Genomic DNA, 25,394 nt, shown 5'->3' on the forward strand with positions numbered 1-25,394 from the left:
TATCGAGCGCGGGCGGCCGCACCCGCCCGCTGATCGGCGTCAAGAACGCGTTAAGAACGGCGGGCGATCACCGTGGTCGCGTTGCCGGGCTCGCCCGGCGGGATCTCGAAACCGGACGCGGCCAGCTCGGCGCGCAGCTCGCCGGCCGTCACCGGCGGCACGTCCCAGCCCTGGAGGGTCAGCACGCGCAGGGCGAGGGCCGGATTCACCGTACCCGCCGGTGGCTCCGGCCGGACCGGAACGACCAGCAGCCCGCCTGGTCGCAGCAGGTGGTGGACGTTGGCCAGGGTTTTGGCCCGGCTCGCGGCCGGGAAGAAGAACTGGCTCCAGAAGACCATGTCGAACGGCCGCGGATCGGTGAAGGTGCCGGCGTCGGCCGTGACGAAGTTGACCCGATCGGCCATTCCCAGCTCGGCCGCGTCCTGCCGGGCCCGGTCGAGCAGGCCGGCCTCCTGATCGACGCCCACACCCGTCGCGTCGGGGTAGAGCCGGAGCACGGTGAGCAGGTTGCCGGCCAGGCCGCAGCCCAGGGCGACGATGCGTACGCCGCCGGCGGCCATCGCCTCGGCCCACAGCGGCACCTCCAGCACGGACTGCCGTAGTGCCCGCTGGTGCGCGGCCGACGAGGCCACCACTGTCGAACCGGCCGCGACGGCCATGCGGTCGGCCGGGTCCAGGTCGGCGTACCGGGTCGGGCCCTGCGCGGTGAACATCTGCTCGTACAGCCGTTCGCGCACCGCGGCGTTACGAAGCTGGTTGGCGAGGGTGGCGCCGTCGGTGCCGAGCGGCGCGTAGGTGTCGCTCAGCCGGTAGCGGCCGTCGGCGCCGGTCAGGACGCCGATCGCGCACAGGGCGACGCAGAGGTCGTCGACCCGGCCCGCGCGGAGCCCGGTCCGGTGGCCCACCTCGGCCGGCGTGGCTTCGGACCCGAAGTGGCTCAGGAACCCCGAGTCGAGCGCGCCCCGCAGCAACGCCGCCTGCTCGGTGGCCAGGGCCAGCGCGCCGACCACCTTGTTGATGTCGTCCATAGCGATCAGGACGGGAGCGGATCGGCGAAGTTCACCCTGTGCCGAGGATCTCGTACCGGCCTGGGCAACCACTGAGGGTCAGAGCTCGACCTGCTGACCCTTGCCGATGACGACCACGCCGTTGTCGGAGACCGTGTAGAACTTGCGGTCACGGTCGAGGTCGACGCCGATCTGGGCGCCCTCGGGGACGATCACGTTCTTGTCGATGATCGCGTTGCGGATGACCGCGCGCCGGCCCACCTGGACGCCCTCCATCAGCACCGAACCCTCGACGTGGGCCCAGGAGTTGATGCGGACGTTGGGGGAGACGATCGAACGGTCGACCAGCGAACCGGACACCACCACGCCGGGCGAGATCATCGATTCGACGGCACGGCCCTGACGGTCGTCGTACCCGTGGACGAACTTGGCCGGCGGCCAGGAACCGTAGTTGGTGTAGATCGGCCACTCGTGGTTGTAGAGGTTGAACACCGGGACCGTGGCGATCAGGTCCATGTGGGCCTCGTAGAACGAGTCGAGCGTCCCCACATCCCGCCAGTAGCCGCGGTCGCGGTCGGTGCTGCCGGGGATGACGTTGTCACGGAAGTCGTAGACGCACGCCTCGCCCTTCTCGACCAGCATCGGGATGATGTTGCCGCCCATGTCGTGCTTGCTGTCCGGGTTCTGCGCGTCCCGGGTGACCGCCTCGCACAGCGCCCGCGTGGTGAAGACGTAGTTGCCCATCGAGGCGTAGATCTCGTCCGGGGCGTCGGGCAGGCCGTCGACCTCGGTCGGCTTCTCCTTGAACTCACGGATCGTCCGCGGGCTGGCCGGATCGACGTCGATCACCCCGAACTGGTCCGACATCGACTTGGGCTGCCGGATGCCGGCCACCGTCACCGCCGCCCCGGAGGCGATGTGCTGGTCGACCATCTGCCGCGGGTCCATCCGGTAGATGTGGTCGGCGCCGAACACGATCACGTAGTCCGGATTCTCGTCGTTGATCAGGTTGAGGCTCTGGTAGATGGCGTCGGCCGAGCCGGCGAACCAGCGCGGGCCGAGCCGCTGCTGGGCCGGCACCGGGGTGACGTAGTTGCCGAGCAGCGTCGACATCCGCCACGTCTTGGAGATGTGCCGGTCGAGCGAGTGCGACTTGTACTGGGTCAGCACGACCATCTTCAGGTACCCGCCGTTGGCGAGGTTGGAGAGCACGAAGTCGATCATGCGGTAGATGCCGCCGAACGGGACGCCGGGCTTGGCCCGGTCCGTCGTGAGCGGCATCAGGCGCTTGCCCTCGCCTCCCGCCAGCACGATCGCGAGCACCTTGACAGCCATGGTGGAACGCTAACTTTCCGGCCGCGCGAACGCCAGCCGAAGCGGCTAAGTTGAGGGCGTGACCTCCTCGAATCTGCGTGTCGATCTGATCAGCCGTGAGTACCCGCCGGAGGTCTACGGCGGCGCCGGCGTCCACCTGGAATACCTCACCCGGGACCTCCGCCCGCTGGCCGACGTGCGGGTGCACTGTTTCGGCGGTAAGCGGGACGAGCCGGGCGTGACCGCGTACCCGGAGCCGGCCGAGCTGGCCGGAGCCAACGCCGCGCTGCGCACCATGGGCGTCGACCTGGCCATCGCCGCCGGGTGCGAGGGCACCGACGTCGTGCACAGCCACACCTGGTATGCGAACTTCGCCGGCCACACCGCCAAGCTCCTGCACGGCGTCCCGCACGTGGTCACCACGCACAGCCTGGAGCCGTTGCGGCCGTGGAAGGCGGAACAGCTCGGCGGCGGGTACGCGCTGTCGTCGTTCTGCGAGCGGGTGGCCATCGAGAACGCCGACGCGGTCATCGCGGTGTCCGCCGGCATGAAGAAGGACGTGCTCACGGCGTACCCGTCGGTTGATGAATCGAAGATCCGGGTGGTCTACAACGGCATCGACACCGGGCTGTACCAACCCGACCACAACACCGACGTGATCGAGCGGCTGGGCATCGACCTGAGCCGGCCCAGCGTGGTCTTCGTCGGGCGGATCACCCGGCAGAAGGGCCTGCCCTACCTGCTGCGGGCCGGCCACGACCTGCCCTCGGACGCGCAGATCGTGCTGCTGGCCGGCGCCCCCGACACGCCCGAGATCGCCGCCGAGGTCGAGGGCCTGGCCATGCAGCTGCGGGGCGCGCGCGACGACCAGGGCGTGATCTGGGTGCAGGAGATGCTGCCCAAGCACGAGGTCATCCAGGTGCTCACGCACGCCACGGTGTTCGTCTGCCCGTCGATCTACGAGCCGATGGGCATCGTCAACCTGGAGGCGATGGCCTGCGAGACCGCGGTGGTGGCGACCGCGACCGGCGGCATCCCCGAGGTGGTGGCCGACGGCGAGACCGGCGTGCTGGTGCCGATCGAGCAGGTCGCCGACGGTACGGGCACGCCGATCGACCCGGACCGCTTCGTGGCCGATCTGGCCGCCGCGCTCACCGGCGTGCTCGAGGACCCGGCCCGGGCCAAGGAGATGGGGCTGGCCGGGCGGCGCCGCGCCGTCGACAGGTTCTCCTGGGCGACGATCGCCGAGGACACCATGGCGGTCTACCGCAGTCTGCTCTGACTGAGTCAGCCGCTTCTCCTGCGCAGGACGATGTCGCGTGCGACCGCCCGGCCACTGAGCCAGGCGGTCTGCACGCGCGGCTTGCCGAACGCGTCGCCGCAGACGTAGACGTTGCCCTGGCGGTGGAACGGCGCGTCGCCCGCCAGCGGCTGGGCGTAAGTCCACCGGTGCACGCGGACCGACTCGGCCGGGGGCAGATCGAGCAGCTTGCGTACGGCCGACTCCAGATCACCGGCGGCGGCCAGCGGATCGCCCAGCCGGGGCCGCGCGAAGTCCCCGGTCGAATGAGCCACCAGCACGGGCGCCCGGTCGCCGCGGCGGTCCCCGTCGTCGCAGACGGTGGCCAGCACCGGATGCCCGTTGACGAACATTCCGTGGAAGTCGGCCCAGCTCCGCTCCCCGAACGTCAGCACCGCGGCCAGAACCGGAGACCATTCCTGGGGTACGCCCACCGGCGTGACCCGCATCGCCTGTGGCGCCGGCATGGCCAGCACCACCGCATCCGCCTCGGGCAGCGCCCGCACCTCCTGCTCCAGCGTCACGTCGAGCTCGCGGGCCAGATCCTCGGCCAGGCTGCGCAGCCCGCCCGGCGCCGACCAGCGCATCGGCCCGGTCGTCGTGTCGTCGCCCTCGGGCGCGGAGACGGCGAACGTGTCGGTCCACGGGTGCGCGAGCCCGGCCACCCGCCACGAGTCCAGCAGGCCCTGGAAGGCGGGATCGTCCGCGGTGAGGTAGGCGGCGCCGATGTCGGCGTACCGGCCATCGAACCTCGTGCTCGCCAAGCGGCCACCGACCACCCGGCCGCGCTCCACCACCCGGGCCGGAATCCCGGCGTCGATCAGCTCTCTTGCGCAGGCCAGACCGGCTATGCCCGCCCCCACCACGATCACCGTCACCGGCCCGACTCTACGGCCTGTGGTCGCCGGCTCGTGCGGACCAGGCACACTGGGGGCCATGCGTCTGCGCCGACCGCCATTGAAGATCACCGTGATCGTCGTGGTCACGGTGATCGCGCTGGCCGCGATCGGGGTGGGTCTGGTCCGGGCCGCCACGTACGCGCCACCCGCCGCGAAGCCGTCCGCACCGGCCGAGATCGGGCCGGTCACCGGGGCCACCGGGCGCTGTGCCGGCGTACCCGTCGCGGCGCCCCGCGAACTGCGCGGCATGTGGCTGACCACGGTGACCAACATCGACTGGCCGAGCCGGCCCGGCCTGCCCGAGGCGCAGGTGAAACAGGAATATCTCGACTGGCTGGCCCTGGCCCAGGCCCAGAACCACAACGCGATCTTCGTGCACGTGCGGCCCAGCGGCGACGCGTTCTGGCCGTCCAAGTACGCGCCGTGGTCGGAGTGGCTGACCGGCAAACGCGACGGCAAGAGCCCCGGCTGGGACCCGATGCAGTTCATGATCGACGAGGCGCACAAGCGGAACCTGGAATTCCACGCCTGGTTCAACCCGTACCGGGGAACGCAGCCCGCGCCCAAGGGACCCGGCGCCGATTTCGCCAAGCTGGCGCCCGACCACCCGCTCCTGAAACACAAGGAGTGGGCCATCTCCTATCCCACCGGGCCCAAGGCGCGCCTCTACTTCGACCCGGGCATCCCCGAGGCGCGCAAGTTCGTCGAGGACTCGATGCTCGAGGCGGTGCAGAAGTACGACGTCGACGGTGTCCACTTCGACGACTTCTTCTACCCGTACCCCGAAGGCACGCAGGACTTCGGAGACAACGCCAGCTACGCCAAGTACGCCCGGCCCGGCCAGAGCAAGGCGGCGTGGCGCCGGGCCAACGTGAACCTCCTGGTCCACGAGATGGACCAGCGCATCAAGCAGCTCAAGCCGTGGGTGAAGTTCGGGATCAGCCCGTTCGGCATCTGGCGCAACGCCCGCACTGACCCGCTGGGCTCCGACTCCAAGGGCCTGCAGAGCAACGACGAGATCTACGCCGACACGCGCACGTGGGTGCTCGAGGGCTGGGTCGACTACATCGTGCCCCAGCTGTACTGGGCCATCGGGTTCGACAAGGCGGCGTACGAGAAGGTGCTGCCCTGGTGGTCGAAGCTGGTCAAAGGCACCGACGTGCAGCTCTACATCGGTCAGGGTGACTACCGGGTCGGCGAGAAGGGCCCGTGGAGCGACCCTGAACAGATCGACAGGCAGCTGGCCCTCAACGACCAGTACGCGGTCCAGGGCAGCGTCCACTTCAGCGCCAAACAGATCCGGGCCGACAAGCTGGGCTCGGTGTCCCGCTACCGCAAGCGGCACTACGCCACGCCGGCCCTGATCCCGCCGATGAAGCAGCTGCCCAACGGCACCCCGTCGACCCCGCGCCTGGTGTCGGCGGGCAAGACCCCACCGACCGGGCTGGTGCCACTGGAGGTCGAGCCGGGCAAGAAGAAACCGGCGTCCTGGGCCCTGTACCGGGTCGAGGGCGGCAAGGCCCCCCTCGTGGCCACGGGCCGGTCCACCACGCCGCCGTCCGCACCCGGCCCCGGCACCTACTGCCTGAGCGGCCTCGACCGTTCCGGTAACGAGTCCCCGGTCAGTCCGCCCCTGACCATTCGCCCTTGACAGCACCGATAATCTGATCCTCCGTACTTCCGGCCGACCGTGAGTTCGAGGGGGCCCCGCCCTCTCGAACTCAGGAGCCGCAATGCGCCGGGCGCCCGCCCTCTCCTTCCTGCTCGTCACCGTCTTCATCGACATGCTCGGGCTCGGCCTGATCGTGCCGATCACCGCCGCGCTGATGACGGCGGTCGCGCACAACGCCCCGCTGTGGTCGGGTCTGCTCGGCTCGGCCTACGGCCTGCTCCAGTTCGTCGCGTCTCCGCTGCTCGGGCGGCTGGCGGACAGGTACGGCCGGCGGCCCGTCCTGCTCGTGTCGCTGGCCGCCCTCGGCATCGACTGGCTGGCCCACGCGGTCGCGGGCAGCCCGTGGACGTTGCTCGTGTTCCACGCCCTGGCCGGCGTCTGCGCGGGCTCGAAGACCGTGGTCAACGCCTACGTCGCGGACGTCACCGAACCCGCGGCGCGGGCTCGCGCCTACGGTCTGATCGGCTCCGCCTACGGGCTCGGGTTCGTCGCCGGACCGGTGACCGGCGGGCTCCTCGGCGGCATCGACGTGCGCCTGCCGTTCTTCGCCGCGGCCGCGTTGTCGCTGGCCAACGTCGCGTACGGCTGGTTCGTGCTCCCCGAGTCGCGCCCCGGCGACCGGACCACCCCGCTGACCCCGCGCATGGCCAACCCGCTCAGCGCCATCGCCGTGGTGCTGCGCCGGCCCGTCCTCGGCCGCCTCGCCCGCGCCGGCTTCGGCGCCGACGTGGCCCGCATGACCCAGCAGTCGACGTGGACTTACTTCCTCACCTACCAGTTCGCGTGGAGCACCGCCCACATCGGCGTCGTCATGGCCGCCGCCGCCCTGGCCGGCGCGATCTTCCAGGCCCGCGCGGTCGGCCCCGTCGTCCGCCGGCTCGGCGGCAAGCGCGCCGCGGTGGCCGGCAGCCTGCTCGGCACCGCGTGGCTGGCCGGGCTGGCGTTCGCGTCGGAGCCGTGGATGCTCTACTCGCTGCAGGTGGTCGGCGTGCTCGGCGGGGCCGGCGGACCGGCCGCCCAGTCGTGGATCTCGCGCATCACCCGGCCGGACGAGCAGGGCACCGTGCAGGGCGCGCTGACCGGTCTCGGCGCGGTGGCGGAAACGGTCGTGCCGGTGGCGGCCGGTGCGGTGCTCGGGTGGTCGCTGGCGTACCAGGCACCGGGCCTGATCTTCATCGGCGCGGCCGCCGCGGCGGCCGTTTCCACGCTGCTCCTCGCCGCGACGCCCGTCGTGGCGACGGAAGAGAACCCGGCCGATGGTGGGCCGGTCCTCCGGCCGGCGGTGGGCCTCGGCCGCCTCGCCTCGCACTTGGATGATCCGTCAGATGCGCCCTAGGACGACGCGGACCAGCCGATGGCCGGGGCGATGTGCCTGGTGATGGTTTCCAGGATGCGGGCGTTGTAGGCCACGCCGAGCTGGTTGGGCACCGTGAACAGGATGTAGTCGGCGGCCTTGACCGCCTCGTCGGCGGAGAGCTCCTCGGCGATGCGGGCCGGGTCGCCGACGTACGTGCGGCCGAAGCGTGACCGTACGCCCTCCAGCAGTCCCACCTGGTCGTCGTGGGCCTGGGCGCCGAAGTAGATCTCGTCGATCTCCTCGGTGACCGGCAGGACGCTGCGGGACACCGAGATCCGTGGCGTACGGGTGTGCCCGGCCTCCTGCCAAGCCTGGCGGTACAGCGCGATCTGCTCGGCCTGCAACTGGTCGAACGGCACCCCGGTGTCCTCGGTCAGCAGCGTGGAACTCTGCAGGTTCATGCCCTGCGCGGCGGCCCATCGGCCGGTGGCCCGGGTGCCGGAACCCCACCAGACGCGCTCGCGCAGGCCGGGCGACTGGGGCTGGATGGCCAGTCCGCCGCTCACGCCGGTGCGGGCGGGGTCGGTGCGGGCCACCGCCGCCCCGTCGATGGCCTGCAGGAACAGCTCGGTCTTGGACCGGGCCAGCTCGGCCGCATCGGTGCCCTCGGGCGGGATGTAGCCGAACGCCTCGGCGCCGCGGAGCACCGTTTCGGGGGATCCGCGGCTCACGCCCAGCTGCAGCCGGCCGCCGCTGATCAGGTCGGCCGCGGCGGCCTCCTCGGCCATGTAGAGCGGATTCTCGTACCGCATGTCGATCACGCCGGTGCCGATCTCGATCCGGCGGGTCCGCGCACCGATGGCCGCGAGCAGTGGGAACGGCGACGCCAGCTGACGCTCGAAGTGGTGGACCCGGACGAATGCCCCGTCGACGCCGAGCTCCTCGGCCGCCTCGGCCAGCTCGATGGTCTGCAGCAGCGAGTCGGCGGCGCTGCGCGTCTCCGAGCCGGCCGCGTCACGCCAATGCCCGAAGGACAGGAACCCTATCTTCTTCACGCTTCAATCATCGCGCGCCGGTACGGGGGTGGACCAGCACGGGCGGCGGCGCGCCTGACGTCCCTGAAGCACCGAGGTCGCCAAGACGGCCGGAGTGCTGTGCGGCAAGGCGGGCACCAACCGGGGCCGGTCGTCCGGCAGGTGTGAACGTCAGCCGGTGACCTTGCCGTTCGTGACCTCGAGGTGGCGGGTGGTGTGGACGGCGTCGAGCATGCGGCGGTCGTGGGTCACCAGGAGCAGGGTGCCGGGGAAGGACGACAGCGCCTGTTCGAGTTGCTCGATGGCGGGCAGGTCGAGGTGGTTGGTGGGCTCGTCGAGGACCAGCAGGTTGACGCCGCGGGCCTGGAGGAGGGCCAGGGCCGCGCGGGTGCGTTCGCCGGGGGAGAGGGTGGCCGCGGGGCGGCGGACGTGGTCGGCGCGCAGGCCGAACTTGGCCAGCAGGGTGCGTACCTCGGCGTCGTTGAACTCGGGCACCACGTTGCCGAAGGCCCGGGTCAGCGGCTCGTCACCGAGGAACAGGCCGCGGGCCTGGTCGACCTCGCCGACGACGACGCCGGGGCCCAGGAAGGCCTCGCCGCCGTCCAGGGGGAGGCGGCCGAGGAGCGCGGCCAGCAGGGTGGTCTTGCCCGAGCCGTTGGCGCCGGTGATGGCCACCCGGTCGGCCCAGTCGATCTGCAGCGTGACCGGGCCCAGGGTGAAGTCGCCACGGCGGACGACGGCGTCGCGCATCGCGGCGACCACCGCGCCGGAGCGGGGCGCCGCGGCGATGGTCATGCGCAGCTCCCACTCTTTGCGGGGCTCGTCGACGACCTCCAGGCGCTCGATCAGCTTCTCGGTCTGCCGGGCCTTCGCCGCCTGCTTCTCGCTGGACTCGGCGCGGAAGTTCTTGACGAATTTGTCGGGGTCGGTGGCTTTGCGTCGGGCGTTGCGGACGCCCTTCTCCATCCAGGCCCGCTGGGTACGCGCGCGCTCCTCCAGCGACTCCCGCTTGTCGGCGTACTCCTCGTATTCCTCCCGGGCGTGCCGCCGCGCCCGCTCGCGCTCCTCCAGATAGGCCGCGTAGCCACCGCCGAACAACCGCACCCGCTGCTGGGCCAGATCCAACTCCAGGACCTCGGTGACCGTTCGGGCGAGGAACTCCCGGTCATGGCTGACCAGCACCACCCCGGCCCGCAGACCGGTCACGAACTCTTCCAGCCGGCGCAGCCCGTCCAGGTCGAGGTCGTTGGTCGGCTCGTCCAGCAGCACGATGTCGTAACGGCTGAGCAGAAGCGAGGCCATGCCGGCGCGGGCCGCCTGACCGCCCGACAGCGCCGTCATCGGGTGGTCGGGGGAGACGTCCAGGGTCAGCGAAGCCAGCACCGCGAGAGCGCGTTCGTCAAGGTCGGCGCCGCCCAGGTCGAGCCAGCGCTCGAGCGCCGCGGCGTACGCGTCACCGGAGGAAGGATCAGCGGCGAGAGCGGCCGCGGCGGCGTCCATGGCCTCCTGGGCCGGCCCCACCCCGGTCCGCCGATGGAGAAAGTCGCGCAGCGTCTCACCGGTGCGCCGCTCCCGTTCCTGCGGCAGATAGCCGACCGTGGCGGTGGGCGGGCTCAGCGTGACCGTGCCGCCGGCTGCCGGGACCAGGCCGGCCAGTGTACGCAGCAGCGTGGTCTTGCCCGCGCCGTTGGCACCGACCAGGCCGATCACGTCACCGGGGGCGACGACCAGCTCGAGGTCGGCGAACAGGTTCTTGTCGCCGTGCCCCGCGGCGAGATTACGGGCGATCATCGTGGCGCTCATGTCAGGTACGAGCCTAATCAGCGGCGCGACCCGATTTCCCACCGACCGGAAGGGAGTAACTTCGGTGAAGTGACAGACGCGCCAACCGCGATCATTCCCGAAACCCCCTCCGACCTGCCGCGCACCCTCGGCGAGTTGCGGGCCTCCGGCCACGAGTTCCGTACGGTCAAGGAAGAGCTGCGCGACAACCTGCTCCAGCGGCTGCGCTCGGGCGAGAAACGCTTCCCCGGCATCGTCGGGTACGACGACACCGTGCTCCCCGAGGTCGAGCGGGCCCTGCTGGCCGGCCACGACATGGTCCTGCTGGGCGAACGCGGCCAGGGCAAGACCCGCCTGATCCGTGGCCTGATCGACCTGCTCGACGAGTGGACCCCGATCATCGAGGGCTCCGAGCTGCGCGAACACCCATACCTCCCGCTCACCCCGGCCAGCCGGCGGCTGCACGACGAGATGGGCGACCTGCTGCCGGTGGGCTGGCTGCACCGCTCCGAGCGGTACGGCGAGAAGCTCGCCACCCCGGACACCAGCGTCGGTGACCTGATCGGCGACGTCGACCCGATCAAGGTGGCCGAGGGGCGCGCGCTCGGCGACCCCGAGACCATCCACTTCGGCCTGGTCCCGCGGACCAACCGCGGCATCTTCGCCGTCAACGAGCTGCCCGACCTGGCCGAGCGGATCCAGGTGTCGCTGCTCAACGTGCTCGAGGAACGCGACATCCAGGTCCGCGGCTACCAGCTCCGGCTGCCGCTCGACCTGCTCCTGGTGGCCAGCGCCAACCCCGAGGACTACACCAACCGCGGCCGCATCATCACCCCGCTCAAGGACCGCTTCGGCGCCGAGATCCGCACCCACTACCCGCTCGATGTCGAGCTCGAGGTCGACCTGATCCGGCAGGAGGCGGCACTGGCCGCGACCGTGCCCGAGCACCTGATCGAGACGCTGGCCCGCTACACCCGGGCGGTCCGCGAGTCGCCCGCGGTCGATTCCCGGTCGGGCGTGTCGGCCCGGTTCGCGATCGCCGCGGCCGAGACGGTCGCCGCCAGCGCGCTGCGCCGCTCGGGGCTGCGCAACGAGAACGAGGCCGTGGCCCGGGTCTGCGACACCGTGTCGGTCACGTCCACGCTGCGCGGCAAGGTCGAGTTCGACAGCGGCGAGGAGGGACGGGAGACCGAGGTGCTGGCGCATCTGCTCAAGGTGGCCACGGCCGAGACGTTCCGGGCCCGGCTGGCCGGCCTCGACCTGTCCGGCTTCACCGACCTGGTGTCCGAGGGCGCGATCATCGAGACCGGCGACCTGGTGTCGGCCGAGGAACTGCTGGGCCAGATCGGCACCGTGCCCGGCCTGGCCAAGGTCCTCGACCGGCTCGGGCTGGGCGACGCGCCGACCCCGGGCCAGGCGGCGTCCGGCGTCGAGTTCGTACTCGAAGGCCTGCACCTGACCCGGCGGCTGGCCAAGGAGCTCACCGACGACGGCCGCACCCTCTACGGGAGCTGACATGAGCGGCAATCGATTCAGGTACGGGGCGTGGCGCGACGGGCCCGACCCGCTGGCCGCGCCCTACGACGTGCGCGGCGCGGTGGACGAGGTCGGCGAGCGGGTCCTGGCCGGGGAAAACCTGCGGGACGCGCTGCGCGACCTGCTGCGGCGCGGGCCCCGGGACGGCCGCGGGCTCGACGAACTGTATTCGCGGGCCCGCCGGATGCGCCGTGATGCGTTGCGCCGGGGCAACCTGGACGGCGCCGTGACCCGGGCCCAGCAACTGCTCGACCAGGCCCTGGCGGCCGAACGCGAGGAGCTGGGCCGGCGCGACGACGACAACTCCCGGTTCGCTGAGGCGATGCTCGACAACCTGCCCCGGTCGACCGCGCAGGCGGTGCAGGAGCTGTCCGAGTACGACTGGGCCAGCGACGAGGCCCGGCAGACGTACCAGCAAATCTTGAACGGTCTTCGGCAGGAGGTGGTCGAGCAGCGCTTCGCCGGGATGAAACAGGCGCTGCAGGGCCAGGACCCGGCGGCCAACGAGCGCATCTCCGAGATGGTCACCGACCTCAACGACCTGCTCGCCCGGCACGCGCGCGGGGAGGACACCGAGGACGCGTTCCAGCGGTTCATGGCCAAGCACGGCGAGTTCTTCCCGGAGCAGCCGCAGAACATCGACGAGCTGATCGACTCGCTGGCCCGGCGGGCCGCGGCGGCCGAGCGGCTGATGCGGTCGCTCAGCCCGCAACAGCGCGAGGAACTGGCCCAGCTGATGGACCAGGCGCTCGGCGACGGCCCGCTGCGCGGCCAGCTGGCCGAGATGACCGACAACCTGCGCGCGCTGCGGCCCGGCTTGAACTGGGGGCGCGGCGAGCGGATGCGGGGTTCGGAAGATCTCGGGTACGGCGACGCCACCGCCGCCCTGGGCGAGCTGGCCGACCTCGACGACCTGCTGGAACAGCTGGGCCAGGAGCATCCGGGGGCAACCCTGGACGACGTCGACGTGCAGGCGGTGGAACGGCAGCTCGGCCGGTCCGCCGCCGACGACGTGCGGCGGCTGCGGGACCTGGAACGGGAGCTGCGCCGGCAGGGCTGGGTGACCCGGGACGACGACGGGCTGACCCTGTCGCCCAAGGCGCTGCGCCGGCTCGGCCGGACGGCGCTGGCCCAGGTCTTCTCCGACCTGTCGGCCAAGCAGCGCGGCCAGCACGACCTGCGCGACGCGGGGGCGGCCGGCGACCTGACCGGGTCGTCGCGGCGCTGGAGATTCGGCGACGAGCAGCCACTGGACGTGGTGCGCACGATCGGCAACGCGGTGCGGCGGCGGGCGTCGGGCGGGGGCACGGCGACCCTTCCGGTACGCCTGCAACCCGAGGACTTCGAGGTGGCGGAGACCGAACGGCGGGCGTCGGCGGTGGTCGCGCTGTGCGTGGACCTGTCGTACTCGATGTTCGCCGACGGCCGCTGGGGGCCGATGAAGCAGACCGCGCTGGCCCTGTCGCACCTGGTGGCGACCCAGTTCCCACAGGACTCGCTGCAGATCATCGGGTTCGGCCCGGCGGCCATGACGCTGTCGCAGGCCGAGCTGGCGGCGATCGAGCCGACCATGGAGAAGGGCACCAACCTGCAGCACGCGCTCAAGCTGGCCGGGCGGCACCTGCGCCGGCACCCCGGCTCGGAGCCGGTCGTGCTGGTGGTGACCGACGGTGAACCGACCGCCCATCTGGACGACAGCGGTCAGCCGTTCTTCTGGTGGCCGCCGCTGCCCGAGACCATCGAGGCCACGGTGCACGAGGTCGACCAGCTCACCCGGTACGGCGCCACGCTCAATGTGTTCATGCTGGGCGAGGATCCGGGGCTGCGGCGGTTCGTGGACGCGGTGGCCCAGCGCAGCGGCGGGCGGGTGTTCAGCCCCGATGTCGAGGAGCTGGGCCGGTACGTCGTCGACGACTACGTACGGTCACGACGCGGGCGGCGGTGACCACTCGCGCGGCGTGTGCCCCGTCAGCAGTGGTGAGGGGCTGGTTATAGTGGCTCGGCGAGTCGTCCGAGGGGGTCGGACGGCCCGGTGATGTGGGAGAGGGAGTCGCGATGTCGCAGCCGGGGCCTGCGCACGCGCCCATCGTCGTCTCACGACGCATCTGGACCGTGCCCAACGTCATCAGCTTCATCCGGCTGCTCGGCGTCCCGCTCTTCCTCTACCTGCTGCTCGGGCCGAAACACGACGTCTCCGCGGTGATCGTGCTGACCATCGGCGGCACCACCGACTGGGTCGACGGGTACGCCGCCCGACGCCTCGGCCAGGTCAGCCGGCTCGGCGAACTGCTCGACCCGTTCGCCGACCGGCTGTACATCCTGGCCACCCTGATCGGGTTCACGCTGCGCGAGGTCGTGCCGTGGTGGCTGACCGCGGCGCTGCTGCTGCGCGAGCTGGTGCTCGGCGTCGGGCTGCTGGTGCTGCGCCGCTACTCCTACGGGCCGCCGGCCGTGCACTACGTCGGCAAGACCGGCACGTTCGTGCTGCTCGCGGCGTTCCCGCTGGTCCTGCTCAGTCAGGCGCTGCCCGACTCGGAAAGCTGGCTCGGCCCGGTCGGCTGGGGGCTGATGTGGTGGGCGCTCGGCCTGTACTGGGCGGCCGCCGTCTTCTACTGGATCCAGACCCTCGGCCTGGTCCGGGCCGAGCGCCGGGCCGAGCGCCAACGCACCGACGATCCCGGGCCGGGGGCGCCGACCGGGCCCGCGGCGGTCACCGGATGACCACCACCGGCCGCACGTTCACTCCGGACTTTCTCACCGAGCTGTTCCGCAACCCGCTCGACCCCGGGTACGCCGACGCCGCCGAACGCAAGGCGCGAGGCGAGGGCCCCGGTCCGAGCGAGCGGACGGCGTACCGCTCGCTCATGGCGGTCACCCTGGTCGCGCTGGGTGTGCTGCTGGTGATGGCGTACCGGCAGACGATGGCCGACGAACCGGCCCGCACCCGCGCCCACAACACCCTGGTCGGCCAGGTGCAGGACCGCCGCAAGAGCAACACCGAGCTGCAGGACCGGGCCGACTCGCTGCGCTCCGAGGTGGCCACGCTGCGCGCGAAACAGCTGGGCGGCGCGACCGTGGCCCGGCTGCGTGACCTTGAGGCGGCCACCGGGCTGGCCCCGGTACGCGGGTCCGGGGCCAAGGTGAAGCTGGCCGACGGACCGACCACGATCAACCCGGTGACCGGTGAACGCCGGACCGAGGCCCAGGTCAAGGACACCGACCTGCAGTTGGCGGCCAACGCGCTGTGGTCGGCGGGCGCCGAGGCCATCGCGATCAACGGGGAACGCCTGACCGCCACGTCCACGATCCGCCAGGCCGGGGAGGCGATCCTGGTCGACTTCCGGCCGGTGACCTCGCCGTACCAGATCGTCGCGCTCGGCCCCGACGACCTGAGCGACGACTTCCGCAACGGTTACGCCGGCCGGTTCTTCCAGGAGCTGGTCAAACGGTACGGGATGTCCTTCGACACCGCCGACGTCGACAACGTCACCCTGGACGCGGCCACCGAGCTCAAACTGCGCGTCACCAAACCGATCGTGCCCGCAACCCCTTCGTCCTCCCCTTCGGAAGGCGGCCGATGATCGCCGTACTCGCCCTGATCCTCGGTGTCGTGCTCGGCATCGTGTTCCATCCGACCGTGCCGCCCGGCCTGCAGCCGTACCTGCCGATCGCGGTGGTGGCGGCGCTGGACGCGGTGTTCGGCGGGGTGCGGGCCAAACTCGACGGAATCTTCGACGACAAGCAGTTCGTCGTCTCCTTCGTCTCCAACGTGCTGGTCGCCGGCCTGATCGTCTACCTCGGCGACCAGCTCGGCGTGGGCGGCCAGCTGTCCACCGGAGTGGTGGTCGTCCTCGGGGTCCGGATCTTCGGCAACGTGGCCGCCATCCGCCGTCACCTCTTCCGGGCCTGAGCGCCATGACCGACCCCGATCCGACGGGTACGCCCGGAGCGGACGACCAGCCGATGGCCGGCCGCATGCCGTCGTTGCCGGGCGAGGAACGCGCCTCGATCCGCCCGGAGAAAACCGACCCGCCCGAGAGTGATCTCGCTGACAAGCAGACCGTCAACCTGAAGCGCTCCGACCTGGTGTCGGACGCCGAGGAGCCGACCCGGCCGTTGAAGCGTTCCGACCTGGTGTCGGACGCCGAGGAGCCGACCCGGCCGTTGAAGCGTTCCGACCTGGTGTCGGACGCCGAGGAGCCGACCCGGCCGTTGAAGCGTTCCGACCTGGTGTCGGACGCCGAGGAGCCGACCCGGCCGTTGAAGCCCTCCGAGCCGGTCCGGGACACCGAGGAGCCGACCCGGCCGTTGAAGCGTTCCGACATCGTGCCGGCGGATGAACCGCCCGTTCCGGATCGGGAGGCCGAGCGGGGCGAGGAGCCGACCCGGCCGTTGCGGCGGGACTTCGCCAACGACGGCGGGGAGACGAGGCGCCTGGTGCCGCCGTCGGACGCGGGCGAGGAGGCTACGGCTGCCACGCCGGTCGTCGCCGAGCCCGGGGCCCGGGCGGCGGAAAGCTCGGCTGAACGAAACAGTTTCGTTCAGTCTGATGGGGCGGCGGAAGACGGCGGGGCGGAAGGCGGCGGCGAGGCGGGCTCTGCGAAACGAAACAGTTTCGTTCAGGCGGCCGGGGCGGAGAGCGGCGAGGCGGGCTCTGCGAAACGAAACAGTTTCGTTCAGGCGGCCGGGGCGGAGAGCGGCGAGGCGGGCTCTGCGAAACGAAACAGTTTCGTTCAGGCGGCCGGGGCGGAGAGCGGCGAGGCGGGCTCTGCGAAACGAAACAGTTTCGTACAGCCGGCTGGGCGGGACGATGCCGGGTCACTCGAATCGGTGACCTCGGTCGACAGCGCTGACCAGGCCGGGAACGGGGATTCGACTGGCGTACCGGAAAAGGCCCGGCCCACCGCCAAGCGGAGCTGGAACTCCGGGGGCGCGCTCATCGGGGTGTTGCTGGCGTTGTTCGGGTTCACGTTGGTGGTGCAGTTGCGCAGCAACAACACCGACGAGGGGCTGGCCTCGGCGCGGCAGGAGGACCTGGTGCGGATTCTGTCCGACCTGGAGGCGCAGGACACGCGGCTGCAGGCGGAGATCACCGCGCTGGAGGATTCGCAGCGCAAGCTGACGTCGGGGGTGGCCGGGCGGGAGGCTGCGCTGGCCGAGGCGGACAAGCGTGCCGAGGAACTCGGGTTGCTGGCCGGTACGTTGCCCGGACAGGGGCCGGGTCTGCGGATCACCATGGTCGGTGTGAAGGCGTCCGGTGTGCTGAACGCGGTGCAGGAGTTGCGCGGCGCCGGCGGCGAGGTGATGCAGGTGCAGGGAAGTGGCGGTCAGCCGGTGCGGATCGTGGCGTCCACCTACTTCATCGACGCGCCCGAGGGTGGGATCGCGGTCGACGGGGAACGGATGGCGGGGCCGTACGCGCTCACCGTGATCGGATCGCCGGCGACGATGGAAACGGCGCTGAACATCCCGGGTGGGGTGGTCGCGTCGGTGGAGGGTGACGGCGGTAGCGTACAGGTCGAACGCCGCGAGGTGGTCGACGTGACCGCCCTGCACAAGGCGACCACGCTGCAGTACGCACGACCGGTCTCCTGATCGAGGATTCATTGCCGGTGTCACTACGGAGGAATGTGTGATTCCTGAGGACCTGCGCTATACGTCCGAGCACGAGTGGGTGGCCTCGGACGGCAGCGGTCCGGTGCGGGTGGGCATCACCCACTACGCGCAGGACGCGCTGGGCGACATCGTCTACGTGCAGTTGCCCGACGAGGGCACCGAGGTGCAGGCCGGCGACTCGATCGGTGAGATCGAGTCGACCAAGAGCGTGTCCGAGCTGTACGCGCCGATCGCCGGCACCGTCGTGGCCCGCAACGCCACGCTGGCCGACGAGCCGGAGCTGATCAACGCGGAACCGTACGCGGCGGGCTGGCTGGTCGAGATCGCACCGGCCGATCCGGCGTCGGTCGACGGCTTGCTCGACGCGGCCGGCTACCGCGCGCTGACCGAGAGCTGAGTCTCCCGCGCGTCCGGTTGCCCCGCGCTTCCGGGGCTGACTAGGCTCGCGTGGCACATGTAGAACTTGTTATCTCTTCGAAACCTATAGTCGTGCGTCCGGCCACCCGGACAGCGGCAGGGGCAGCCGCGTCCGGGCCACCCATGTCGCTCGGGGGCGCGACCCGCGACAGATCCGTGAGGTGGTCCATGACGCGCCCAGACGACGAGTTTCCCCCACTCGACGTCACGTCCACGCTCAATCTCGGTGCGCTCGACGAGGTGCTCGACGGGCCGGAGACGGACGTTGTCCCGAGCCGGATGTCTGCCTCGCTGCCGCCTGGGATGGCCTTACTGGTGGTGCGCCGGGGACCGAACGCGGGCGCCCGGTTCCTGCTCGACCACGACGTGACGACCAGCGGCCGGCACCCGGACAGCGACATCTTCCTGGACGACGTCACCGTGTCCCGCCGGCACGCGGAGTTCCACCGCGACCAGGGGATCTTCACGGTACGTGACGTGGGGTCGCTGAACGGGACGTACGTCAACCGGGAACGGGTCGAGGCCGCGACGCTCAGCAACGGCGACGAGGTGCAGATCGGCAAGTTCCGTCTCGTGTTCATCGCCGGACCCCGGCCGGAGGGCGAGGGCGGCCAGGCGTGAGCTCGGCGGGGGCGGCCGCGCGCGACCCGGGGGCAGCGCGCCCGGGCCGCGATGTCGCGCTGCTCAGCATCGGTGAGGTGCTCGCTCAGCTCCGCACCGAGTTCCCCGACACCACCATCTCCAAGCTGCGTTTCCTCGAGGCCGAGGGCCTGGTCGAGCCGCAGCGCACGCCGTCCGGCTATCGCAAGTACTCGGCGGACGACGTGAACCGGCTGCGGTTCGTGCTGACCGCGCAACGGGACCAGTACCTCCCGTTGCGCGTGATCCGCGAGCAGCTGGACAAGCAGGAGCTGGAGCCGCCGCAGCGACCCGCGCTGGTCGCCGTCGGGGCCTCCGGTTCCACGCGTGCCGCCGATCCCGCGGACACCCGAGTTCCGCGGGCCGAGTTGCTGGAACGCACCGGGGTGAGCGACGAGATGCTCACCGAGCTGGAGCGGGCCGGGTTGGTGACAGCCCGGCCGCCCGGCTGGTACGACGGCGACCAGGTGGTGATCGTCGAGGCGGTGGCCGGGCTCACCCGGCACGGCCTCGAACTGCGGCACCTGCGCGCCTTCCGGGCCGGTGCCGACCGCGAGGTCGGCCTGTTCGCCCAGTTGCTGGCGCCACTGGTACGCCAGCATGACCCCGCCGCGCGGGCCCGGGCGGCGGAAACCGCGCGCGAGCTGCAGGCCCTGTCCCAGCGGCTGCACGCCGCCCTCGTCCGCGCGGGACTGCGGAACGAACTTGGCCGTTGAAGCCGGACAGGCGAGCAGGATGGCACGCACATCGTGCGTGTACCGTGCAGGAGTAGGGCAGTCGTTGGAAAGTGCGGCGGCGTTGACATCGACACACGGAGGCGGCGGTGCGTGAGCTGAGCGTGGTCGGGGTTCGGGTGGAGCTGCCCAGTAACCAACCGATCGTCCTGCTCAGGGAGGTCGACGGGGACCGTTACCTGCCGATCTGGATCGGCGCGGTGGAGGCGACCGCCATCGCGTACGAACAGCAGGGCGTGAAACCGGCCCGGCCGTTGACCCATGATCTGCTGCGGGACATCCTCGCGGCCCTTCAGCAGCCGCTCAAAGCGGTGGAGATCACCGAGCTGAAGGACAACGTCTTCTACGCCGATCTGCTGATCGGTGACAGTCTGCGGGTCTCCGCACGGCCGAGCGACTCGATCGCCCTGGCCTTGCGGGTGGGTGCGCCGATCCGGTGCGCCGACCAGGTGCTGACCGAGGCCGGCATCGTGATCCCGGACGAGCAGGAGGACGAGGTGGAGAAGTTCCGCGAGTTCCTCGACCAGGTGCGCCCGGAGGACTTCGCCGGATAATCCGTACGGACCGGGGCAAAGGCCCCGGTCGTCCGTACGCGGCGTGTCGCAGTATTACCTCCCTGTTTCCCGGTCGGCTGAGATATAGGCTCAGGAAGTTCCGGACAGTGGCAATGGGGAGGTAGTCGCATGCACGATCAGCCTCTTGAAGGTCCCCAGGTCGGCGAGGACGGTTCCGTCGGCTACCGAGGGGTGACCGCCTGCCACGCGGTCGGGATCAGCTACCGCCAGCTCGACTACTGGGCCCGGACCACGCTGGTCGTCCCCAGCATCCGGGACGCGTCCGGCTCGGGCACGCAGCGCCTCTACTCGTTCCGCGACCTGGTCGTCCTCAAGGTGGTCAAGCGCCTGCTCGACGCCGGGGTGTCACTGCAGAACATCCGCAAGGCGATCGAGACGCTGCGCTCACGCGGCGTGGAGGACCTGGCCGGCATCACCCTCATCTCCGACGGCACCACCGTGTACGAGTGCCGGTCGCCGGAAGAGGTCGTCGACCTGCTCCAGGGCGGCCAGGGCGTGTTCGGCATCGCCATCGGCGGCGCGTTCAAGGAGATCCAGGGTTCGCTGACCAATCTGCCCGGCGAGCCGGCGACGCAGCCGCAGCCGGTCGGCACCGACGTCCCGCCGGCGGAGCCCGCCGCGGGCGACGAACTGGCCGCGCGCCGGGCCCGCCGACGCGCCGGGTGATCACTGTCGGGTTGCATCGGGCCTGATCGCGCCCGACACGCGGGACGGAATGTGACTCCGGGTATCGACGTGTGGCATCCTTCCCCGGTCTTTTCCCACACCCTGTCCGGCCCCGGAGGGTCCCCGTGTCGTTCGTCTACGCGATCCTGGCGTTTGTCATCGGTCTGCTCGTCGGTTGGCTGGTGTGGGGGAGGCGCGGCGCGACGGCACCGGCGGCCCCCGTCTCACCCGCCCCGGTCACGCCATCACCTGAGCCTGAGCCTGCCCCCGCCGAGACGCCTGTCGCGGCCGAGCCCGCTCCCGTCGTGACCGAGCCGGCGCCTGCCGCGGTCGAGCCGGAGCCCGTCGCGACCGAGCCCGTGCCCGTCGCGACCGAGCCCGTTGCGGTGACCGAGCCCGTTGCGGTGACCGAGCCCGTTGTGGAGGCCGAGCCCGCTCCTAAGCCGCACTTCGATGGCGGGCTGGTCGAGGACGAGCCGGTGGGGTCGCCGAAGCCGCACGACCAGGGCGGGCTCGTCGAGGACTCGTCGGTGGCCACGGCCGAGCCGCACGTTTCCGGTGGCCTCGTCGCCGACCCCGCGCCCGAGCCGCTGCCGGCCCCGCGTCCCGGCGAGATCGGTGTCGCGCCGGTCGACGAGCCTGAGCCGGCCCCGGTCCCGCGCCCGCACGAGATGTCCGCGGTCGAGCCGGAGGCCGCGCCGGCTCCGGCGATCGTGCCCGCTCAGCGCGACGGCGACGACCTGAAGCGGTTGGAGGGCATCGGCCCCAAGATGGCCGCCGCCCTCAACGCCGCCGGCATCGGCACTTACGCCCAGCTGGCGGCGGCCGACGACGATGTGATCCGGGCCGCCGTGGCCGCGGCCAAGATGCGCCGACCGTCCACTGCGGGCACGTGGCCGCGCCAGGCCCAGCTGCTCGCCGACGGTGACGAGGCGGGTTTCGTCGCTCTCGCGCGTACCCTCAAGGGCCGTTCCTGATCCTGGCCGGATCTTGCACGTGGATGTCCGAATATCGCTCGGAGAATCACCGCGGCGGCACCTAGATTCGGGGCATGCCTGCCGCCCTTGCCGCCGCCGCGGTGACCGTCCTCTTCTGGGCCTCCGCATTCGTCTCGATCCGCAGCGCCGGTGACGCCTATTCGCCCGGTGCGCTGGCCCTCGGCCGGCTGGCCACCGCGGCGCTCCTGCTGGGCGCGTTCGCGCTGGTCCGCCGGGTCGGCTGGCCCGAGCGCCGGGCCTGGCCGGGCATCCTGACCTCGGGGCTGCTCTGGTTCGGCGGCTACATGGTGTTCCTCAACTGGGGTGAGCGCCTGGTCGACGCCGGCACCGCCGCGCTGATCGTCAACGTCGGGCCGATCCTGATCGCGCTGCTCGGCCTGTTCGTGCTGCGGGAGACGGCGCCGCGGGCGCTGTGGCTGGGCATCGCGGTGTCGTTCGCCGGAACCGTCGTGGTCGGGCTGTCGATGTCTGGCGGCGGGCGGTCGTCGCTGCTGGGGGTGCTGCTGTGCGTGCTGGCGGCTATCACCTACGCGATCGGGGTGGTCACGCAGAAACCGGCGCTGCGGTATGGCAGCGCGCTGCAGATCACCACCTATTCCAGCCTGGTCGCGACGATCGCACTGCTGCCGTTCGTCGGGGTGCTGGCCGGCGAGATGGCCGAGGCGCCGTTGCCGGCCACGCTCAACATGATCTACCTCGGGGTGGGACCGACCGCGATCGCGTTCACCACCTGGGCGTACGCGCTGGCCCGCACCGACGCCGGCAAGCTCGGCGCCACCACGTACGTCGTACCGGCCCTGGTCGTACTCATGTCCTGGCTCTTCCTCGACGAGATCCCCGGCCTGCTCACCCTGGCCGGCGGAGTCCTGTGCCTGATCGGTGTGGCCGTGTCGCGCCGGCGATCCGGTCGAGCAGAAGTGCCAGCGGTGGCCACGCCTCCCGTCCCCGCCGAACCGCCGCCCACGCCCGCAGCCGCACCTCGGGACCACTGAGCCGGACGAGTCGTACACCCGGCCGCGGCGGCCGGTCGGCGGGCAGCAACCCGACGCCCAGACCCGCCACGATCAGCTCCTGCAGCAGGGTGAGGCTGTCGGCCTCGTGGACGATGCGCGGCGTGAACCCGCCCATCGAACCGAGCGTGCGCACCACCTGCTGCTCGGCCGGGTTCCGGGAGTTGACGATCCAGTCGTAGGCCCGGAAGTCGGTGCCGCCGGGCGCGTCGGCCGGGACACCCAGCCACCACGTGTTCTCCCACAGCGGCCAGGCCAGCAGCGAGGCGTCGAAGGTGACGGGGGCGAGGTTGTGGTCGTAGGTCAGAACCAGGTCGACGCCGTCCGAGGCGAGCAGCGCGAACTGCTCGACCGGCTCGTGCTCGAGGATCGCCACCCGCACTTTGGGGTGGCTGTCGCGCAGCTCGGCGACGATCGGCAGCAGCCGGCTGATCGCCGTGGCGAAGCCGGACACCCGGACCGTTCCCGCCGGTTCGGCGGCCGGGTCGAGATCGAGCCGGGCGGCGTCGACGGCGGCCAGGATCGTCACGCTGTGCGCGGCCAGCCGCCGGCCGGCCGGGGTGAGCCGCACGTTGCGCCCGTCCGGCTCGATCAGCGTCACCCCGACCTCCTTGGCCAGCGCGGCGACCTGCTGCGACACGGTCGAGGTGGTGATCCGCATCTCGTCCGCGACGGCGCGCATCGACCCGAGCCGGTCCAGCTTGAGCAGTATCCGCAGGCGGCGGGTCTCCATCCGGCCATTGTTCAGCAAGTACGAACGGATCGTCCACCATCTTCACGTGGACGTGAACGGTTTTCCGGAGGTGGACTGGGGTCATGACGAACCAAGCCCGTAGCGGAACGCTGCTCGCCCTCGGCTCGATGACCCTGGTCCAGCTGGGCGTGGCCGTGTCGGTCAGCCTGATCGACCGGGTCGGCGTCGAGGGCGCGGCCTGGCTCCGGCTGGCCTGGGCCGGCGTGCTGCTGCCGATCCTGGTCCGGCCCCGGCTGCGTGGTGTTCCGCGCCGGGTGCTGCTCACCGGGGTGCTCCTGGGCGTGGTCACCGGCGGTGTCACGCTGCTGTTCATGGCCGCGGTGGCCCGGCTGCCGCTGGGCACGGCGAGCGCGCTGGAGTTCCTCGGCCCGCTCGGCGTGGCCGTGGTGCGCGGCTCGGGGCGGGCCCGGCTGTGGGCGCTGCCGGCCGCCGCCGGGGTGGCCTTGCTGACCGAGCCGTGGCGGGGCGGGGCCGATCCGCTGGGCGTCGCCTTCGCCCTGGCGGCGGCGCTCTGCTGGGCCGCGTACATCCTGCTCACCCAGCGCGTCGGCGACGCCCTGCCCGGCTTCACCGGCCTGGCCGTGTCGATGCCGGTGGCCGGTCTGCTGGCCACGCTGGTCGCTGGGCCGTCGGTGTTCGGTCACCTGAGCGTCGAGATCCTCGCCGTAGGGCTGGGTCTGGCCCTGCTGCTGCCGGTGATCCCGTTCAGCATGGAGCTGCTCGCGCTGCGCCGGCTCACCACCGCCGCGTTCGGCACGCTGATGGCCTTGGAGCCGGCGTTCGCGCTGGTCATCGGCCTGATCGTGCTCGGGCAGGCGCCGTCGCCGGTGGCCGTGGCCGGCATCGCTTTCGTGGTGCTGGCCGGCATCGGCGCCGAGCGCACCGGCGCCCGCCCTGCCGTGCCGCCCGCGTCGCCCGGTTCGGCCGTGTCGCCCGGTTCGGCCGTGTCGCCCGGCACTGTTGTGTCGCCCGCTGGACCGGATGACGCCGTGCGCGCGGCCGTGGACGACGCGCCCGGCTTCGTCAACCGCCGGGCGGGGGATGCCGGCGGGCGGGTTTCCGACCGGGCGGCATCGGGGCGGGGCGGCCGAGCCGTGGTGTGACACCCTGACCGTGTGACTCGGCGTTCGCAGCTGGCGTTGGTGATTGTCGCCCTGCTCCTCTTCGGTGGACTGCTGGTCCTCGTGCCGGCCCTCCTCTACCCACCGCTGTCGTCGGGCGACCTTCGCGGCGTCACCGACCCGCGGGCCCGCATCGAACTCCAGCAGGCTCAGTCGAAGCTGGCCAACGACGCGCGCACCGGTGTGCTGCAAGCCATCGGCGGCCTGCTCGTCGCCCTCGGCGCCGTCGCGACCTGGCGTCAGGTGCGGATCAGCCGCGAGGGCCAGATCACCGACCGCTTCACCCGGGCCGTCGACCAACTCGGCAGTGACGACCTGAATATCCGGGTCGGTGGCATCTACGCGTGTGAGCGGATCGCCCGCAATTCCGCTGAGGACCGCGAGCACATCCAGTTCCTGCTGTGCGCCTTCGTTCGCAACAGTGTTCCGTGGGCGGTCGGCGGTGAGCAGGCCCCGGTGCATCCGACGCCGACGGTCGACGAACAACTGCCGTGGATGCGGGTACGGGCGTTCGACGTGCAGGCCGCGATGGGTGTCATCGGCCGGCGGGGCAACGGCGTCCCACAGCCGGTTCTGTACCTGTCCCGGGTGGACCTGCGGAGTGTGGCGCTGCGCGACGCGAACCTGAGCCGGTCGACCTTCCGCTACTCGAACCTCGCGCGCAGCGTGCTGATCGGTGCTCGCCTGGAGGCCAGTGACCTGACCGGCGCCGACCTACGTCGCGCCCGGCTCGACGGCGCCCGGCTCACCCGCTCGACGCTGACAAGGGCGCACCTGGACGGCGCCAACCTCAGCGGCGCGGACCTGACCGGCGCGGACCTGAGTGGGGCCGACTTGAGCGGGGCCGACCTGACCGGTGCGGATCTCAGCGGCGTCGAACTGCGCGGTGTGCGCGCCGACGCGGCCACCGTCTGGCCCGCCGATGTCGACCGTGAGCGGCTCGACGCCCGCGGTGTCCTGACCGCCTGAGAGTCGCCCGTCATCGTCGTCTGTCGCGAAACGAAACAGTTTCGTTCAGGATGG

Annotated in this window: 23 protein-coding genes, 1 pseudogene and 1 CRISPR repeat array; of the genes and pseudogenes, 18 read left to right on the forward strand and 6 right to left on the reverse strand. The window is 71.4% G+C overall.

What is annotated here, in order from left to right; translation table 11 throughout:
* Positions 1-50: 50 nt before the first annotated feature.
* Both ACGFIO_RS10830 and glgC read right to left on the reverse strand, forming a co-directional pair.
* Positions 51-1,028, reverse strand: a complete 978-nt coding sequence (locus ACGFIO_RS10830) for an SAM-dependent methyltransferase (protein WP_392824867.1) — start codon at positions 1,026-1,028, stop codon at positions 51-53.
* 78 nt (positions 1,029-1,106) lie between these two features.
* A complete protein-coding gene (gene glgC / locus ACGFIO_RS10835) occupies positions 1,107-2,342 on the reverse strand; it encodes a glucose-1-phosphate adenylyltransferase (protein WP_392824870.1) in 1,236 nt (411 codons plus the stop codon).
* A 58-nt stretch (positions 2,343-2,400) separates the two neighbouring features.
* Here glgC and glgA point away from each other — a divergent pair, with 58 nt between their 5' ends.
* Entirely contained in the window at positions 2,401-3,603 is a 1,203-nt protein-coding gene (gene glgA, locus ACGFIO_RS10840) for a glycogen synthase (RefSeq protein WP_392824873.1), read from the forward strand.
* A 5-nt stretch (positions 3,604-3,608) separates the two neighbouring features.
* On the opposite strand, the gene ACGFIO_RS10845 is transcribed toward glgA, so the two are convergent.
* Positions 3,609-4,493 (reverse strand): NAD(P)/FAD-dependent oxidoreductase, encoded by an 885-nt coding sequence (locus ACGFIO_RS10845; RefSeq protein WP_392825470.1) that lies wholly within the window; start codon positions 4,491-4,493, stop codon positions 3,609-3,611.
* A 64-nt stretch (positions 4,494-4,557) separates the two neighbouring features.
* Here ACGFIO_RS10845 and ACGFIO_RS10850 point away from each other — a divergent pair, with 64 nt between their 5' ends.
* Positions 4,558-6,171: a glycoside hydrolase family 10 protein gene (locus tag ACGFIO_RS10850; protein ID WP_392824876.1), complete on the forward strand. Its 1,614-nt coding sequence runs from the start codon at positions 4,558-4,560 to the stop codon at positions 6,169-6,171.
* A gap of 82 nt (positions 6,172-6,253) precedes the next feature.
* Entirely contained in the window at positions 6,254-7,528 is a 1,275-nt protein-coding gene (locus ACGFIO_RS10855) for an MFS transporter (protein WP_392824878.1), read from the forward strand.
* On the opposite strand, the gene ACGFIO_RS10860 is transcribed toward ACGFIO_RS10855, so the two are convergent.
* Together ACGFIO_RS10860 and ACGFIO_RS10865 are read right to left on the reverse strand one after the other, a co-directional pair.
* Entirely contained in the window at positions 7,525-8,544 is a 1,020-nt protein-coding gene (locus ACGFIO_RS10860) for an LLM class flavin-dependent oxidoreductase (protein WP_392824881.1), read from the reverse strand. The two genes, ACGFIO_RS10855 and ACGFIO_RS10860, sit on opposite strands and share 4 nt — an antisense overlap.
* Before the next feature lie 150 nt (positions 8,545-8,694).
* On the reverse strand, positions 8,695-10,326 hold the full coding sequence (locus ACGFIO_RS10865; protein ID WP_392824883.1) for an ABC-F family ATP-binding cassette domain-containing protein: 1,632 nt from the start codon (positions 10,324-10,326) through the stop codon (positions 8,695-8,697).
* A 69-nt stretch (positions 10,327-10,395) separates the two neighbouring features.
* On the opposite strand from ACGFIO_RS10865, the gene ACGFIO_RS10870 reads away from it, so the two are divergent.
* The 13 genes from ACGFIO_RS10870 to ACGFIO_RS10930 all read left to right on the forward strand — a co-directional run bounded on the left by ACGFIO_RS10870 (position 10,396) and on the right by ACGFIO_RS10930 (position 22,478).
* Positions 10,396-11,820 (forward strand): sigma 54-interacting transcriptional regulator, encoded by a 1,425-nt coding sequence (locus tag ACGFIO_RS10870; RefSeq protein ID WP_392824885.1) that lies wholly within the window; start codon positions 10,396-10,398, stop codon positions 11,818-11,820.
* Position 11,821: 1 nt separating this feature from the next.
* Complete coding sequence (locus ACGFIO_RS10875; protein WP_392824888.1) at positions 11,822-13,786, forward strand: VWA domain-containing protein; 1,965 nt, start codon at positions 11,822-11,824, stop codon at positions 13,784-13,786.
* A 110-nt stretch (positions 13,787-13,896) separates the two neighbouring features.
* Positions 13,897-14,562, forward strand: a complete 666-nt coding sequence (locus tag ACGFIO_RS10880; RefSeq protein WP_392824891.1) for a CDP-alcohol phosphatidyltransferase family protein — start codon at positions 13,897-13,899, stop codon at positions 14,560-14,562.
* A complete protein-coding gene (locus tag ACGFIO_RS10885; RefSeq protein ID WP_392824893.1) occupies positions 14,559-15,422 on the forward strand; it encodes a DUF881 domain-containing protein in 864 nt (287 codons plus the stop codon). Before ACGFIO_RS10880 ends, ACGFIO_RS10885 begins: the two co-directional genes overlap by 4 nt.
* Positions 15,419-15,751 (forward strand): small basic family protein, encoded by a 333-nt coding sequence (locus ACGFIO_RS10890; protein WP_392824895.1) that lies wholly within the window; start codon positions 15,419-15,421, stop codon positions 15,749-15,751. The genes ACGFIO_RS10885 and ACGFIO_RS10890 overlap by 4 nt, the downstream gene beginning before the upstream one ends.
* 181 nt (positions 15,752-15,932) lie before the next feature.
* Positions 15,933-16,166: a CRISPR direct-repeat array (repeat unit 27 nt; unit sequence CCGAGGAGCCGACCCGGCCGTTGAAGC).
* Positions 16,167-16,671: 505 nt separating this feature from the next.
* Positions 16,672-17,436 carry a DUF881 domain-containing protein gene (locus tag ACGFIO_RS10895; RefSeq protein ID WP_392824897.1) on the forward strand — a complete coding sequence of 255 codons (765 nt, stop codon included), beginning with the start codon at positions 16,672-16,674 and terminating at the stop codon, positions 17,434-17,436.
* A gap of 37 nt (positions 17,437-17,473) precedes the next feature.
* Entirely contained in the window at positions 17,474-17,854 is a 381-nt protein-coding gene (gcvH, locus tag ACGFIO_RS10900; RefSeq protein ID WP_392824898.1) for a glycine cleavage system protein GcvH, read from the forward strand.
* A gap of 188 nt (positions 17,855-18,042) precedes the next feature.
* A complete protein-coding gene (locus ACGFIO_RS10905; RefSeq protein ID WP_392824900.1) occupies positions 18,043-18,495 on the forward strand; it encodes an FHA domain-containing protein in 453 nt (150 codons plus the stop codon).
* Complete coding sequence (locus ACGFIO_RS10910) at positions 18,492-19,229, forward strand: MerR family transcriptional regulator (protein ID WP_392824903.1); 738 nt, start codon at positions 18,492-18,494, stop codon at positions 19,227-19,229. Before ACGFIO_RS10905 ends, ACGFIO_RS10910 begins: the two co-directional genes overlap by 4 nt.
* Before the next feature lie 107 nt (positions 19,230-19,336).
* The gene (locus ACGFIO_RS10915; RefSeq protein ID WP_392824905.1) at positions 19,337-19,801 is read left to right on the forward strand and encodes a bifunctional nuclease family protein; all 465 of its coding nucleotides are present in this window, start codon (positions 19,337-19,339) and stop codon (positions 19,799-19,801) included.
* Between the two features lie 129 nt (positions 19,802-19,930).
* Complete coding sequence (locus tag ACGFIO_RS10920; RefSeq protein ID WP_392824908.1) at positions 19,931-20,488, forward strand: MerR family transcriptional regulator; 558 nt, start codon at positions 19,931-19,933, stop codon at positions 20,486-20,488.
* Positions 20,489-20,874: 386 nt separating this feature from the next.
* Entirely contained in the window at positions 20,875-21,465 is a 591-nt protein-coding gene (locus tag ACGFIO_RS10925; RefSeq protein WP_392824911.1) for a helix-hairpin-helix domain-containing protein, read from the forward strand.
* Between the two features lie 74 nt (positions 21,466-21,539).
* Positions 21,540-22,478: a DMT family transporter gene (locus ACGFIO_RS10930; protein ID WP_392824913.1), complete on the forward strand. Its 939-nt coding sequence runs from the start codon at positions 21,540-21,542 to the stop codon at positions 22,476-22,478.
* On the opposite strand, the pseudogene ACGFIO_RS10935 reads toward ACGFIO_RS10930, so the two are convergent.
* A pseudogene (locus ACGFIO_RS10935) lies at positions 22,444-23,229 on the reverse strand (LysR family transcriptional regulator); the annotation flags it as partial. The gene ACGFIO_RS10930 and the pseudogene ACGFIO_RS10935 overlap by 35 nt on opposite strands.
* An 83-nt stretch (positions 23,230-23,312) precedes the next feature.
* Here ACGFIO_RS10935 and ACGFIO_RS10940 point away from each other — a divergent pair.
* Positions 23,313-24,353 (forward strand): DMT family transporter, encoded by a 1,041-nt coding sequence (locus ACGFIO_RS10940; protein WP_392824915.1) that lies wholly within the window; start codon positions 23,313-23,315, stop codon positions 24,351-24,353.
* A 12-nt stretch (positions 24,354-24,365) separates the two neighbouring features.
* Positions 24,366-25,340, forward strand: coding sequence for a pentapeptide repeat-containing protein (locus tag ACGFIO_RS10945; protein WP_392824917.1), 975 nt, complete (start codon positions 24,366-24,368; stop codon positions 25,338-25,340).
* Positions 25,341-25,394: the final 54 nt, after the last annotated feature.

It is taken from the genome of Actinoplanes sp. NPDC049265, assembly GCF_043197135.1.
Classification (GTDB): Bacteria; Actinomycetota; Actinomycetes; order Mycobacteriales; family Micromonosporaceae; genus Actinoplanes.

Coding starts and splice junctions, on each gene's coding strand:
- ACGFIO_RS10830 (WP_392824867.1), bottom strand. CDS start 1,028: ATGGACGACATCAACAAGGTGGTCGGCGCGCTGGCCCTGGCCACCGAG.
- glgC (WP_392824870.1), bottom strand. CDS start 2,342: ATGGCTGTCAAGGTGCTCGCGATCGTGCTGGCGGGAGGCGAGGGCAAG.
- ACGFIO_RS10850 (WP_392824876.1), top strand. CDS start 4,558: ATGCGTCTGCGCCGACCGCCATTGAAGATCACCGTGATCGTCGTGGTC.
- ACGFIO_RS10855 (WP_392824878.1), top strand. CDS start 6,254: ATGCGCCGGGCGCCCGCCCTCTCCTTCCTGCTCGTCACCGTCTTCATC.
- ACGFIO_RS10865 (WP_392824883.1), bottom strand. CDS start 10,326: ATGAGCGCCACGATGATCGCCCGTAATCTCGCCGCGGGGCACGGCGAC.
- ACGFIO_RS10875 (WP_392824888.1), top strand. CDS start 11,822: ATGAGCGGCAATCGATTCAGGTACGGGGCGTGGCGCGACGGGCCCGAC.
- ACGFIO_RS10880 (WP_392824891.1), top strand. CDS start 13,897: ATGTCGCAGCCGGGGCCTGCGCACGCGCCCATCGTCGTCTCACGACGC.
- ACGFIO_RS10885 (WP_392824893.1), top strand. CDS start 14,559: ATGACCACCACCGGCCGCACGTTCACTCCGGACTTTCTCACCGAGCTG.
- ACGFIO_RS10890 (WP_392824895.1), top strand. CDS start 15,419: ATGATCGCCGTACTCGCCCTGATCCTCGGTGTCGTGCTCGGCATCGTG.
- ACGFIO_RS10905 (WP_392824900.1), top strand. CDS start 18,043: ATGACGCGCCCAGACGACGAGTTTCCCCCACTCGACGTCACGTCCACG.
- ACGFIO_RS10920 (WP_392824908.1), top strand. CDS start 19,931: ATGCACGATCAGCCTCTTGAAGGTCCCCAGGTCGGCGAGGACGGTTCC.
- ACGFIO_RS10930 (WP_392824913.1), top strand. CDS start 21,540: ATGCCTGCCGCCCTTGCCGCCGCCGCGGTGACCGTCCTCTTCTGGGCC.
- ACGFIO_RS10940 (WP_392824915.1), top strand. CDS start 23,313: ATGACGAACCAAGCCCGTAGCGGAACGCTGCTCGCCCTCGGCTCGATG.